12 protein-coding genes are annotated in these 13,921 nt (G+C 66.1%); 11 read left to right on the top strand and 1 reads right to left on the bottom strand.

The features are described 5' to 3' along the window. Positions 1 to 147: 147 nt before the first annotated feature. Together QMK31_RS06930 and QMK31_RS06925 are read left to right on the top strand one after the other, a co-directional pair. Positions 148 to 885 (top strand): hypothetical protein, encoded by a 738-nt coding sequence (locus QMK31_RS06930; RefSeq protein ID WP_283500199.1) that lies wholly within the window; start codon positions 148 to 150, stop codon positions 883 to 885. Further along, positions 882 to 2,789: a type IV secretory system conjugative DNA transfer family protein gene (locus QMK31_RS06925; protein WP_283500198.1), complete on the top strand. Its 1,908-nt coding sequence runs from the start codon at positions 882 to 884 to the stop codon at positions 2,787 to 2,789. The genes QMK31_RS06930 and QMK31_RS06925 overlap by 4 nt, the downstream gene beginning before the upstream one ends. Positions 2,790 to 2,816: 27 nt before the next feature. On the opposite strand, the gene QMK31_RS06920 is transcribed toward QMK31_RS06925, so the two are convergent. Beyond that, entirely contained in the window at positions 2,817 to 3,752 is a 936-nt protein-coding gene (locus QMK31_RS06920) for a DNA-processing protein DprA (RefSeq protein ID WP_283500197.1), read from the bottom strand. Positions 3,753 to 4,370: 618 nt separating this feature from the next. Between QMK31_RS06920 and QMK31_RS06915 the strand changes: the two genes are divergently transcribed. From QMK31_RS06915 to QMK31_RS06875, 9 genes are all read left to right on the top strand, one after another. Then, entirely contained in the window at positions 4,371 to 5,558 is a 1,188-nt protein-coding gene (locus tag QMK31_RS06915; protein ID WP_283500196.1) for a hypothetical protein, read from the top strand. Between the two features lie 19 nt (positions 5,559 to 5,577). Beyond that, positions 5,578 to 5,907, top strand: a complete 330-nt coding sequence (locus QMK31_RS06910; RefSeq protein ID WP_283500195.1) for a pilin — start codon at positions 5,578 to 5,580, stop codon at positions 5,905 to 5,907. An 8-nt stretch (positions 5,908 to 5,915) separates the two neighbouring features. Beyond that, complete coding sequence (locus QMK31_RS06905) at positions 5,916 to 6,611, top strand: hypothetical protein (RefSeq protein WP_283500194.1); 696 nt, start codon at positions 5,916 to 5,918, stop codon at positions 6,609 to 6,611. Then, positions 6,611 to 8,065 (top strand): hypothetical protein, encoded by a 1,455-nt coding sequence (locus QMK31_RS06900; protein ID WP_283500193.1) that lies wholly within the window; start codon positions 6,611 to 6,613, stop codon positions 8,063 to 8,065. Before QMK31_RS06905 ends, QMK31_RS06900 begins: the two co-directional genes overlap by 1 nt. Continuing rightward, positions 8,062 to 9,732 carry a hypothetical protein gene (locus tag QMK31_RS06895; RefSeq protein ID WP_283500192.1) on the top strand — a complete coding sequence of 557 codons (1,671 nt, stop codon included), beginning with the start codon at positions 8,062 to 8,064 and terminating at the stop codon, positions 9,730 to 9,732. Before QMK31_RS06900 ends, QMK31_RS06895 begins: the two co-directional genes overlap by 4 nt. Then, positions 9,729 to 11,204 (top strand): putative type IV secretion/conjugal transfer ATPase, encoded by a 1,476-nt coding sequence (locus QMK31_RS06890; protein WP_283500191.1) that lies wholly within the window; start codon positions 9,729 to 9,731, stop codon positions 11,202 to 11,204. Before QMK31_RS06895 ends, QMK31_RS06890 begins: the two co-directional genes overlap by 4 nt. Before the next feature lie 4 nt (positions 11,205 to 11,208). Next, positions 11,209 to 12,273: a hypothetical protein gene (locus tag QMK31_RS06885; protein ID WP_283500190.1), complete on the top strand. Its 1,065-nt coding sequence runs from the start codon at positions 11,209 to 11,211 to the stop codon at positions 12,271 to 12,273. Between the two features lie 256 nt (positions 12,274 to 12,529). Beyond that, a complete protein-coding gene (locus QMK31_RS06880; protein WP_283500189.1) occupies positions 12,530 to 12,772 on the top strand; it encodes a glutaredoxin family protein in 243 nt (80 codons plus the stop codon). A 425-nt stretch (positions 12,773 to 13,197) separates the two neighbouring features. Continuing rightward, positions 13,198 to 13,860, top strand: coding sequence for a hypothetical protein (locus tag QMK31_RS06875; protein WP_283500188.1), 663 nt, complete (start codon positions 13,198 to 13,200; stop codon positions 13,858 to 13,860). The last annotated feature ends 61 nt before the right edge of the window (positions 13,861 to 13,921 follow it).

The raw sequence follows: 13,921 nt of genomic DNA, 5'->3' as shown, positions 1-13,921 counted from the left end.
CAGCAGACGGGAAAATATGACGACGAGAGGCGAGCGGGGATAGCCGGCGCGAGTTGACGAAGTGCGGTGTGGCATTACCGGTGGTGTCGGTGGCCGGGTGCAGAATCGTTGGTAGAGAGCTTGGAACGTTGTCAGTGCGGAGGCTGAATGATGGTGCAGGTGACAAGTCGCGACGAAGCGATGATCGACTGGCTGGACGTTGTCCGGCTCGCAGACATGAACGCCCTGCGGTGGGCGTTGGGCGCTCAACTCGGATTGGGCGAGCCGATCGGATTGCGCAAAGCGCAGCACTGGGCCGCCCGGATGGAAGCGGTGGGCTTGGTGGGCCGCGACCGGCCGGCCTTCCTCGACGGGTCGATCGTGTGGGCGACGTTTCAGGCGATTGGGAAGCCGGCACCGAACCTGTTTCGGCAGACGACGCGGCATGAGATCGCGGTGGCGACGGTGTCGGCGCGGTATTTGGCGCAGGGGTTCACGTGGCGGCGGGATCGGAAGCCGGTCGGGCGGCGTGACCATCAGGCCGACGGGGTGGCCGAGCGTGACGGTGTTGTCGAGCTGGTTGAGGTGGAGCTGACGCCGAAGACGTGGCAGCGGTATCAGGCGATCTGCCATAACCACACCTACCGGCTGGTGCATGAGGGGGTTGATCGGGTGGCGTACTTTTGCACGGCGGACGCTGATCGGGCCATCAGTCGGGGTGCCGACAAGTACCTGGTCCGCACCGAACGACCCCGTCTCGTTTCCCAACACTCCTTCGACGCACGCGGGCACTGGACCGGCCCCGAGCTGGACGCCGGCGCTTACGCAGCCGCGCACGGCCGAGCCGCCAAGGTGGTCGAGCTGGACGGTGCCAGCGGGTGGGGCGCATCGCAGGTCAGCGCATGAGCGAAACTGCGGCCCCGACAGATTCGGACGCCACCAGCGACATGATCGCCCGGCTCCTCGGAGCCGCGTTCGCCGTCGTTGTCGTGCTTATCGCCCTGCCCTTAGTTGTTCCGGTCGTGGTGAGTCGGGTTGCCGGCGACGTGATCGCGACGAAAACACGGTTCTGGGTGGTGTGGCGATGGCAGTGGATCGTGAACACCGTCGGCATCCTCCTGGTCACAGCGCTCATATCCTGGGAGGCGTTCCTTCTAGCGGGCTGGATCCGCTCCGGAGCCGCGACGGTGTTCTTTGACGGAGCGGAGTGGTGGGCGCAGCTCTGGCCCATGTTTGGCCCGTGGGCGGTCGTGAACTTCTTCGCCGGGCTGCTGCTCTTGCCGACGGCGTGGTCGCTGCGGCGGCGGAAGATCGCCGAGCAGGTGCGGTCTCGGCGGGTATCGAACGTGGTACGGCAGGAGAAGATCGAGACGGCCCGCAAGCGCGCCGCTGATAGCAGCGTGGCCCGCCGCATTGGTGTGCGCCTCGAAACCGACACGGGCCGCATCATCGGCACCACCCGCCAAGCCGTCACCGTCCCGTTGCCGGTCGGCGACCAGCGGCGGGCGTTCGGGGTGACCAGCCGGGTCACGGTGCGGACGCTCGCTGACCGGTTCTATGACATGCGCCGGGTGCGAGACTGGGTCGACGCAACCGGCAAATATCTCGTACTGCCCCCGACAGCGTCCTCCGTTCGCGCGTTGATCATCGCTGAATCGGGCAGCGGCAAGACCGTCCTGATCAACGGACTTGTGCTGTGCGCGCTGGAATACGGATGGCCCGTGTTCGTCATTGACGCTAAGGGCGACCCGGCCGACGCCGAGCACCTCGTTGCCGTGGCCGAAACCTACGGTCGCACCGCGACGACTGGCGGTACGTGGGACCTGTTCAACGGCACCGCCGACCAGGTCACAGCGAAGCTGATGCGGCTTATGCCCGTTCCGGACGGCGCGAACCAGCACTACCTGGACGAGATTCGCGGGGTGTTGCAAACGGTCCAGGAGCTCTCGCCGCTGCGCAGTATTGCCGATCTCCGTGAACGTTTGACCAGTCCGACACGGTTTGTCGGGGATCAGGACGATCTGGAATTGGTGATCAAGGCCGTGGACCGGGATGGCACCACGGCCGGTGAGCGCGCGTTGCAAAGCCTGCTGGTGGCGTTGCGGCCGATGCAACGGTGGATCGGCCAGGATGGCTGGTCCTACAACGCTCCGAAAGCCGACGTGACGGTTATCCCACTGTCGCCCGTCGATGACGCCCAGGCCCGGTTGGGTGATCTGCTCCTGCTGGACCTACGGAACTTCCTCGCCACCCGGTTAGAGCAGCGCGACAAGTCCCCGGTCGTCGTGATCGTTGACGAGTTCCCTCAGCTGGTGACGGGATCGCAAGATCCAGGTGACACCGCCGGGAGCCTGTTCGAGACGGCGCGTAGCGCCGGTGTCGGGCTGGTCTTGGCGTCGCAGAGCCCGGCGGGCTTGTCGAACGATGAGGTTCGGCGGCGGCGTGCGCTGACGAGTGGGGCGGCGCTGATCTTTGGCCGGTCGAAAGACCCGGAGGATGTGGTGAAGTATGCCGGGACGGTGATGCGGATGGAATCTGCCGGCCGCGCCACGGGCGAGGAGCTGGGGAGCGCCCGCGCCCAGCACACCTACGTCATCCCGCCGCAGGACGTGCGTGAAGCCGCCGACGGGGCGTTCTGGATTGTGCAGGGCGGTGCCATTGCCCCGTTTCGAGCCCTCCCCAACCGGCAGATGCAGGCATCCGCAGCGGTCCCGGTCACGCCGCGATCGGCTGGCGTCGAGCCTGCCGGCGATGTCGAGGTCGAGCAGCTCGACCTCGCCGAGACCGATGAAACGGGAAGCGCCGCCTGAAAGATGTGGGCGACGCTCCACCGGCGTTTAGAGATAGACGATGTCGGAGCTGGTCGCGATCAGGCTGGCGCCGAAGTCGCGGATGAGCCGAGCGCAGCCCGCATTGGCTGCGCTGGAGGAGCGCCCGGGCACGGCGCCGCAGGGCCGCCCGAGCTTGAGCGCGGTGACCGCGGTGCTCAGCGCACCGGACTCATACCCTGCCTCGACAATGACGGTCTTACTGGACAGAGCGGCCAAAAGTTGGGCGCCGCGCTGGAACCTCCACGCCGAGGGCTCGCTACCGGGCGCGATCTCACTCACGACGACACCCCGCGTCGCGGCCGCGTCGACCAGATCGGAGTTCTCAGCCGGGAAAGCTGTGTCGAGGCCGGTAGGCAGGACGAGCAGGTTGCGGCCGGTGAATGCTTGGGCCGTCATGAGGGCCGCGGTGTCGATTCCGCGAGCCGCCGTCGACGCGATCGCCCAACCGTGCACGAGCAGCCCGGAGGCGAGATCCACGCACACGTGCCGTCCATGCCGCGTTGCGAACCGCGTCCCCGTCAGCGCGACACTCGGCACGCTCAGGATGGAAGCGTCTCCGCGCATCCACAGTGCAAACGGTGCCGCAGATCCAAGGTCGGCGACAGAAGCCGGCCAACTCGGGTGCGACGGCGTGAGCAGCTCATACCCACCGGCGACGGTACGGCGGATCGCGTCAACGACCCGATCGACCGAGTAGCGAGGCAGGATGGTGGAGCGCAGCTGAGCGACTGTCCCGTCTCTGCCAGCGGCAGTATATTCGGCGTGGTCGAGGAGTGCGGTGAGGGCTGTTTCGGCTCCGTATCGTGCGATGACGCCTCCGACGTGGGGATCGCCTGGGTTGGCGATGGTGGCCCAGGCGGCGCGGGCGATGGTGTCGTGGCTGATGGGGCTGTTCAAGGTGGTGTCGGTGCTGATGGTGTCGATAACCGCAGCGATGGTCATGATGATGGATTCCTCTCCTGGACCGAATATTTTGTTTGCCTTCCGGCGAGAGAAATCGATAGCGAGCGGGAGAGCTGTAGTGCCCAGAATCTCAGGCGAAATAAGGGAGCGTGCGACCGCGTCTGAGAATCTGGGAACGCAGGCGCGAAGCGAGCTACGATGACCGGCCGGAAAGGTCAAACAAGCCCTTCAAAGACAGGCCGCGAATGCGGCTCAAAATTTGGGGGTTGCAGCGGCGTAGCCGCTTCCATTCAGGTCCTTGCATCGTCCTGCGGCCACTACCTGCCGACTCAGCCTGAGGCTTACCCAAGTTCAGGACTGGTTGTTGCCGCCGGGACTTTTTGAGGGCATTTTGTGTCTTCTTGGCGGTGTGTCGCCTCCAATGTCAGAGGTGAGCATTACTCTCGACGTAGACGGCAACGACGCCGCACAGAAAGGGAAAAGTGACGGTGCCCACCCGGTCCGCTCGAACGGATACGACAGCCCCTCTGGCAGCAATAGGCCCGGCTGTTGCCACAATCTGTCGGCGCCCGGCCAACCCCGTGACTGATTCCACGTGTTGTGTCGTTGTGGTGATTGACGAGCACCGTATCGAGTCCTAGAGAGGGAGATTTTCTTGTGTCCAGTCAGAATCAGGCAACAACGACACAGACCACGAACCAGCACACCGACCCAAGCGTGAGGACTGTGTTTCGCGGTGCTTCACGCGCCCAGGGCTACATCGAAGTGGATGCCCCCACTCCTGAAGGCCCGGCCGTGCCGGCCCCAGAGCTCCGGGTCGTCGACGAGACGGGTGCACCGTCCAGCGCGACGCCGCAGCGGATGGCGGCAAGCCCGTCGGAGCCAGCTCTGGCCGACCCGTTCGGCGGCTCCGACCACGACCTCGGACTGCTCTCCACCGCCCCGCCAGTCCAGGGCGCGCAGCGTGGCCTGCGCGGCATGCTGTCCCGCCTGGGGCTGTCAATGACGCCTGGTCCAGCGGAGCTGGCCGAGCGCGAGCAGGCCGAAGCGCTGCGCCGCGATGAGGAAACGATCCGGCAGGCAACCTGGACCCGCGCAGTGAGCGTGCTGGTCGCCAACCAGAAGGGCGGTGTCGGCAAGACGCCGTCGGCGATCATCGCCGGCGGAGTCCTCGCCGCCGCCCGCGGCGGGTCGGTGTGTATCCTCGAGGTCTCCGACGATCCCGGCGCGCTGTCGTTCCGGGCGGAGGGGAACCCGTCCCGTGGCATGGGCGAACTCGTCCGCGACGTCGACACCATCAGCAGTGCTGGGCAGCTCGCCGGTTACACCGCACCGCAAACGTCGTTCGCGTCCGTGATCGGTACCGTCCGGCGCCGGCCACGCCTCACCCACGACGACGTGACGGCCGTCGCGGCGGTCGTGGACCAGTACTACGGAATCCGCGTCATGGACAGCGGTAACCAGCCCTCCTCGTCCGCGTTCCAGGGCGCCGTCGATACCGCCGACGCGTTGGTGATTCCGGTGTTCAACGCCGGAGACGCGGTGCTGGAGGCGGTCGCGCTGCTGGACGTGCTCCGCTCGGCGGGCGGCAAGGCCGCACGCCTGGCGGACCACGCCACGATCCTGCGGTTGACCGATGGGCGGCCGGAGAACCGGCAGGTCGTTGACCGGGTAGATCAGATCATTGCCGACGCCGGCGTCGAGCAGGTGTTCACCATCCCCTACGACCCGCACATTGCTGAGCGCGGGCAGATCACCCTCAGCCATCTCGCCCCGCCGACGCGACGGGCGTTCGCCGCCGCGGCGGCGGGCGTCGTGCGTACGTTGCAAGCCACCGTTCGATAGCCGCGAAAGGCGAAGCGCCATGCTCACTGAATCCCTGCACACCCTCGTGGGCACCATCGTGCGCACGATCGACAATCCACTGGACGGCATCCTGCCGGACTTCACCATCTTCGGGACGGAATTCACCCTGCTCTGGCAGAAGCTCCTCGCCGGGGTCTGGGGGATCGGCATCATCTTGGCGATCGTGTTCCTGATCATCGGCATCATCAAGATGGCCAGCGCCTCTAGCGGCGGCAACCCGAACGAGTACAAAACGGCCCGCAATCAGGCCATGTGGGCTGGTATCTCCCTCGGCGTGCTGGCCGCCCTCGCCGTGATCGTCGGCGCCATCCTTGCCGTCTTCGGATAGGAGCTCTCGTGCATGCGACCGCACCACCCACCCGCCGCACCTGGCCCTGGATCGTCGGCGCCGCCATCCTCATCGGCGCCCTCATCATCGCCGGTGCCGTCTACTTCGGTATTCAGGCCGGCACCGCCATACCCACGGCTGATCCGACAACCCCGACCGCGAGCAGTCTCCCGTCGCCAAGCACAACACCGGTCGATGCGGAGCCGAACGGATGCTTGGGCGGCGAAACACGAGACGCAGCAATGATTTTGGCTGCACAACAAGCTGCACCGCACACGACCAACGGTGCCGTCGACTTCGCAGCATCTTTCGTGCGGTGGATCCAACGCTTCCCCTATCCGGCTGCCGATGATGCTGCCGCCGTTGGTGATAGTGCAATGGCACGCGAATCGTTCACCAATGACTTGGTGAGCTACCTCGCCGCTGAACCCGACTTATCGGGTGGCATCGTCCCGCTTGGAGAGGGGTACTACATGAGTACCGTCCCCGGCGTTTGGGTCATTGAATCGGCGAGCAACGACCGGGTTGAAGTCACCATTGGCACCGCATTCGTAGTCAACGGAGCTCTGAGTGCCACCCTGAAATCCTCAATTACGGTTGTGGCCGTCTGGGAAGACGGGCAATGGAAGATCGCCGATGCGAACGGGACGCGCACGACCGAAGACTTGTATTCGGTGGGTCGGCCATTTGCGGAGGGATGCTGATGCTTTCGAGCACACTCAGGCTCGCGACCGACGACGGCTGGGACCCGATTGGCGGGATCGGGGACATTATGAATGGTGCGACTGGCGTGGTGTCGTACTGGTCGGACCCGTGGGGCAACTCCTTCAAGATGCTCCGCGACACGGCGACGGGCATGAGCCGCGACATCATGCCGGCGCTGACCAGTGCGACGTTGCCGGATTTGACGTCGGATTGGTTCATTAACGCCTACAAGATCAGCTTCGCCACGGCGATCTTCGTGGCCGTGCTGCTAATAATCCCGCAGGCCGTGCGCACGGCGCGCGGCGCCCAGGCGGGCCGCGACCTGGTCGAGTCCGTCGGACTGTACTTTGGAACGTTTCTGCTCGGGGCCATGTTCGGTCCGATGTTCGGGATCATGCTGATCAACTTCTTCCACTCCCTGACGGACGTTTTCGTCGCAGCCGGCCTAACCGGCACGGCGACAACCGTCACGGGGCAGTTCAGCTCCATGATTGAGCAGGCCGACCCGGTCGGAATCACCGGCGGAATCGTCATGGGCGTTATCTTGATGGTCTGCATGATCTTCGCCCTTTTCCTGGTGCTGCTGATGCTGTTGGTGCAGCTGGTGACGCTGTACTTCACCGGGGTGCTGCTGCCGCTCGGGCTGGTGTGGATCATCGACAAGAACAAGCGATCCTTTGGCTTGAAGATCGCCGCGCTGTGGATTGGGATTCTCGCCGCACACCCGCTGCTGTTCCTGCTGCTGGGTTTGGCGTTTTCGATGACGGCGAACCAGCTCAGCGCGTTTGGTAACAACTTCGGTCTGCAATCGATGGTGTCACTGATGGTGGCCATCATCGGTCTGCTGATGGCCGCGCTCTCGCCTTTGTTGCTGATGAAGTTCGCGCCGATCATTCCGATGGCCTTCGGTGGCACGACCGGTCCGTCCGTCGACGTGGGCAAGCACATTGGCGCGCAGAACATGACCGAGGCCACCGAACGCTACGGCCAACCCTCCAGCCAGGATCGGTCCAGTTCAACAACCACCAAAGAGTCCACGGACTCGACGACCGAGCGCGTTTCGGAGTCCTCGACGGCTCCGGGGAGCCTGTCGGAGGTCATCGGCAACCGCGCTGCTGCTGCCGCAGCCGGAACTGGCGCGGCCGGTGACGGGGCGACGATCGGTGCCGGCCGGGCAGCGACTGCCACGGCGGGAGCTGCCGGGGCTGGTGCGGCCGCTGGTGGAGGCGCGGCGGTGGCTGAGACCGGGCTTGCCGCGGCGGGGACGGCGGAGTCGGCGACCGGCGCGGGCGCGGTTGTCGGCGTCCCGACGCTGATCGCGGCGGCGGGGATCGCCGCCGCGCACAAGGGTGTTGAGGTTGTCGGGAAGGGCGTGGATTTGGCGCAGACGGCGGGGGAGCAGGTGACGGAGTCGATGGATGACACGCCGACTTTGGGAGGAGATCGCCCATGATGACGGACCTGCGGAACCGCACGGTCATCCGCTATCTGGGTGGGGAGAGCGGACACCGCTCCTTCTTCGGCGGCACGCATTCACGCGCCCGGATCATCTTCCTGGCCTGCTCGCTCGTGTTCGGGATGGTGTTCACCCCGCTGATTGGTTGGCCCGCCCTCGCTGCGGCGGCGGTCAGTTGCGCAGTGACGTTCCTGGTCACCGCCAAGACGCACCGCGGGTCCATTGTCGACCGCCGCCGCAAGCGCGACCGGTGGAAGAAGCGCAGCCACGATGGCACGACCCGGTTCGTGCCCTACGAGGTCGGGGCGTGGGACCAACTCCAGCAAACCCTCACCGACGCTCGCGCCGCGAAGGGCGCCGCGGCCCGGGAGGCGGCTGCGGAGGCGGGCCGGGCGGTGGTGGCGATGCGGGCAAACCCGGACGGGTCGGACGGGCTCGGCTGGCTGCAATACGGCCGCGGTGAGCCCGGCATTGCCTGGCATGCCCCCGTGGGTGAGCAGAGTTACCTGTCGGTGACGTTCACCGTTAGCGGGCAGCTGCGCGGGATTGAATCGGCCAGCGTCATGGCGCGCGCCGCTCACGGCTGGGGCGCGTTCCTCGCCGCCCGCGCCGTGCCCTCCGTCCTCGTGCAAGACGTGCAGATCACCACCCGGGTACTGCCCGCCGATACGGCGTTGCAGGAATTCTGGGTGCTGAACAACCTCGACCCGGCCGCGCCGGTCGACGCCGTCGCCTCCTACGAGGAAGTGCTGCGGCTGACCGGGAACGATGCGATGGTGCAACGCCACTTCGTTACCGTCAACTGGCCCCTCACCCCCGCCTTCGTCGATGCCGCTCGCAAATATGGCGACGGGCGTGACGGGTGGCGGGCGTTGATGCGGCAGGAGATCGCGTCCACTCAGCGTGGCCTTGCGGAGTCGAAGATTGGCCGGGTGGAGGTGCTGACGGCGCGGCAGGTGGCGGCGGTGGTGCGGCATCAGCAGAACCCGTCGCGGCCGATCGACTTCGTCGCTGACGTGCACCCGAACCGGGTCGGCGAACCCGCCGAGGAAGAGTTCTCCGCGCACATCGTCGACAGCATCGACCCCCTGACCGGGTTGCCGGTGCGGTGGTGGCATCGCACGGCCGCGATCCGCGCCGAAGCCCTCGCGACGGCGGCACGCACGCAGTTGTGGGTGTTGGATCTGCTGATTGGGAAGGACATCCAGTTCATCCGCTCGGTCAGTTTTCACCTGCACCTGGTGCCGGCGTCGGAGGCGAAAGTTGCCGCCCGGCAAGACTTGGTCCGCGATACCGCCGAAGCCCTTTCCCGGAGGGAGGCCGGGCAGCTCGACACGGACGATACCGACGTTCACATGACGGCCGCCCGCCGGCGGCGGCAGGACCTCGTGTCCGGGTCGCAGCACCACGGCGCCGTCTGGATCGGGTTCGTGACCATATCCGTCCGCTCCCGCGACGATTTGGCACGGGCGTCCAGGCAGCTCGAGGAGACCTGCTCCACAGGTCTCGGCATTGAGAGCCTGGACTGGCTCGACTCGTATCAGGCCGCCGCGTCGGGCGCGACGTGGCCGATTGGCCGCGGCTTGGTCGCGTCCGCGCCGTCGTTCTCCGCCCGCGTTTACAGCCGCCTGGCCGGCAAATCCGACAAGGAGGCCCTCACATGACCACACCCAACGACACCAACTCATCCCGGTCGAGATTGTGGGCGCTGCCGGTGCTGCGCCGCTTCGCCCCACCGCTCGAGGTGCCAGCCGCAGAGGCTGGCGGGACCGACGCGGCCGGTAGCCGGGGCGCGGTGGAGATTGTGCCCTGGGCGCTGCCGGGCACGCCGCTGCGCACCCAGGCTGCGGCCGCTCGTCGCGGTTTTTATGCGCCTGCGCTGGCCGGTGCGCCCACGACGACGCGGCAGGCTGAGATTCTCAACACTGCGCTGATCGGCCCGCCGACCGGTACCCGCGGTGTCGTGAACGGGCGGGACGTGCTGTCGCGCACGACGATCTCCCACGATCCCGTGACCGCGTATAACTCGGAGCCCCGCGAGGTGTCGAGTCCGAACGTGATCGTGATGGGCGACGTCGGCGCCGGTAAAAGTTCCCACACCAAATGCAATTACGTCGTGCGGCCGCTGCTGCTGCAGGGCCGGCGTGGGGTGGTGTTTGACAAGAAGGATCAGAACGGGGAGGGCGAGTACTCCAACGTGGTGCGGCATTACGGGTTTGAACCGATCCGGTTCACCACCGACGGCACCGGCACCACCCTGAACCTGCTTGACCCAATGATTGCCCGCGGCACCGGCGTCAAAGGCCAGACACGGCTGCTGAACATCGTCACCCGCATCGCCCGCGGCGATCAGCCCCTCAGCGAATGGGAAGAAGAAGCCCTCCGCGCGGCCCTCCGCCGCACCGTCGGCCAAGCACACGGGCGAGCTCCGGTGCTCGCCGACGTACTGCCAAACCTCGGCCTCGTCGTCGACGATGACGACTACCGCACCTTGTCGGCCACAGCCCGCGACGACCTCCACAAAGCCGGCCTCTCCGTGAAGTGGACGCTTAACGGGCTGCTCGACGAATACGCCGGCCTCCTCGACGGCGAAACCTCCTCCACGGTGGACCTCAGCGGCAAGCTGACCTCGTTTGATATCTCGCAGCTGCCCGACGATGGTCCGGCGGTGCCGGTGGTGATGGCGATCGGGAACATGTGGATGCTCGGCCGGCTGCGCAGCGAACGCACCTCCGCCACCACGGTCGTCTACGAGGAAGGTTGGCACATGATCGGTGGGCCGTCGGCGCAGCTGATCAAAGCCAACCAAAAGCTCTCCCGGGGCCTGGGCATCTCGAACGTGTTCGTCATGCACAAAGGCACCGACATTCCCAAAGACTCACCCGGCATGGCCATCATCCAAGAAGCCCAAACCGTCATCGTCTACCGGCAGTCCCGCCCCGAGGACGCCCTCTGGTGCCAGCAAACCTTTGGGTTCGCGCCGGAGACGGCCCGCACGATCGAGACGCTGGCCGATGGGCATTACATCTTCAAGTTCGGGTCGCACCCGGAAGCGCACGTGGAGCACATCCGCTCCGAGTGGGAGCGGCAGCTGACCAACACCGACGAGGGCCTATCCGTCGGCACCATCTTCTAACATCATGGGCCTGGTCAAACTGCTCGCCGCCAGCCTCACCGGCCTGCTCCTGACCGTCGGCGGCACCGTCGCCCTCTCCTCCGGCACCGGCACCACCTGCGGCCTAATGGCGGTCAGCCGAGCGGATGCCGCCGGGCACGACCCGGTGGCCGGGTATAGCGGCGACCAGCTCGCCAATGCCGCTGACATCATCAACGCCGGCGTCCAGCTCGGCCTCACCGCCCAGGCGCAAACGGTCGGGGTGATGACTGCGATGGGGGAGTCCAGCCTGATCAACCTCGACCACGGCGACAGCATCGGCCCGGACAGCCGTGGCCTCTTCCAGCAACGCGCTACTTGGGGATCCCTCGCGGAGCGTATGGACCCCGCCACCTCAGCCCGGCTGTTCTTCCAACGCCTGACCGCGCTGACCGGTTGGGAGACGATGAAGCCGTCGGCGGCAGCATCCGCTGTGCAGATCAACGCCGACCCGGAACACTACGCACCATTCTTCACGCCGGCGACCAACGTCGTCACCGCACTGACCGCCAGCAGCGCCGGCGCCTGTGGTGTCGGTGGTGGGGATGCGGTGGGGCTGGCCCAGCAGCTCGTTGCCGCTGCCGATAACGGTCAGTTGCGCGGACTCGTGCCCGACCATGTGAAGGAGATCCGGTGGATCGCCAGCGGGCAGACCGTCCCGGACTGCGGGATCGACACCCGCATCCTGCAGGTGATGGTTCTGGCCGTCAACCAGTTTCACCAGGTCGGTGTCAGCGACATCAACCGCAAATGCACCGGGCAACTCCTGGGCGCCGGCACAAGGTCCTCGCACTGGATCAACGGCGGCGGAGGCGCCGTCGACTTCTACTCCCTCGGCGGCCGCAGCCTCACCGGCGCCGACGGCCAGTCCCTGCGCCTGATCGGCTTGCTCGACCCGGTCATGCCCGCCGGTGCTCGGATCGGGCAGGCAGACTGCCGGCGAGAGGCCGGCATCGGCCTGGCGGTGGTGCACTTTACCCAGTTCGACGACACGTGCAATCACCTGCACCTGGACGTCGCGTTCACCGCTGATCCGATGACCGTTGGCTAACCGCGCAGCCCCACTCACGTCAGGGGAGGTATCTGTTCGTTCGAGGAGCATGCTGGCCCGGGCTGGCGCTGACCAACGTGCGCACGGTGTGCCGACCGGTGGGACAACTGCGCTCGGCGTTCCCTCCGGTCACTTATTTCCTCACCCACTGGCCCCACCACTCGGTCCCGCACTTATGGTCGCTTCCTCCCGGGCACAGCGAACCTCCGCTACCGAACAGCACCACCCCCAAGGCGTGAGTGAAAGGAGCCCCGCGATGAACGAAACAGTCGGCGTCATCGTCTACACGAAACCGAACTGCCAGCCCTGCCGGATGACCAAACTCGCCCTCGACAAGCAGGGCGTCAGCTACACAGTCGTCGACCTCACCGAGACACCCGCCGCCCTCACCTACGTGCAAGACGAACTTGGCTACAGCAGCGCGCCCATTGTCGTCGTAGACGACCACAATCACTGGGCCGGCTTCCGCCCCGACCTCATCGCCAAAATCGGCCACTAACCCGCGGGCCGATCGACGAGGCCCGCGGCAGCAGGGCCACGCATCTTGCAAAGAAGCGACCAAGGGCGCGCGGCGGGGAGCGACCAGCGTGGTGATCACCGCTCGGCGCGGGAGCTCGTAAACCTCGGCGTGCTCAACGCCACGAAGCGGTGGTCCCACCCCGGAGACGACGCCTATCACCAGACGCAACCCCTTGGGGACCGGCGGAGACCCTCCGGGTCCTCGGACCGCTGCGCGGATGTCTTTTTTGTTTTTTTGTCTGTCTGGCCGGTCATCGTAGTTCGCTCCCGTGCCTACGTGCCCACCTGCTCGGGCGCGGTCGCAGGCTCCCTTATTTCCCCCGACCAGCCGGGCACTTCGGCACTCCCGCTCTCTATCGATTCTCTTGCCAGCCAGGGAAAAAAATCAGTTGAGCGGAGAGAATCATGCCCCAGTTCCCCATCACCACCCGTCCCGAACGCACCGGCGATGACATAGCAGCCGACCGCAAAGCGGCCAGCGCATTCTTTGCCCGATACGCGAACACCGGCAGCCCTAGAACTCAGCGAGACCGAGATGCCCTGATCCGGTTCTACAGCTGTGCCTGGAACCTCATCTGCTGCGTCATCGAGGCCAGCGAATGGTCCCGAATTCACCCAGACGACACCGTCGCGCACCGCGCCGCACGACGAGCTGAACGCGCCGCCCAAGCAGCCCTCAACGACATTCCCGCTCGCGACGATTCCTGCCTCCGTCCCTACGTGCACGCCGCGACCATGAAGCGCCTGCCGTCCCAAGGGGTGACACTCCGCCCAGTGGGTGAACGTCTCACGGATCGAGGACAAGCCGACCGCTTCTGGGCCCGGTGCCTGAACCCGACCGCTAAGTTTCGGGTCGCCGTCCTCAACGACGCCGATCAGCCCTTCAGCCAGTGGTTGCTCCTGCACCCCGGCTACGGGCCCCTGCAAGATGCGCCCGACGGATACTCAGGGACGCTACGACTGCCCAAGTCCCAGCGATTCGTGCCCGGTACAATCCGACCCGCAGGAATCAGCTACGACCGCGCACTGGAAATCGCACTCGCCGCCCTAGACAACACCAACCACTAACCGCGGGTGAGACCGCCGCCCTCTCTGTCAACCTTGTATAAGGCACCGGGATCGTCCCGAA

The organism is Cryobacterium sp. PH31-O1 (assembly GCF_030063455.1).
Lineage (GTDB): Bacteria > Actinomycetota > Actinomycetes > Actinomycetales > Microbacteriaceae > Cryobacterium.
Note: the sequence above shows the minus strand (reverse complement) of the source record. Positions and strands in the feature narration are given on the sequence as shown.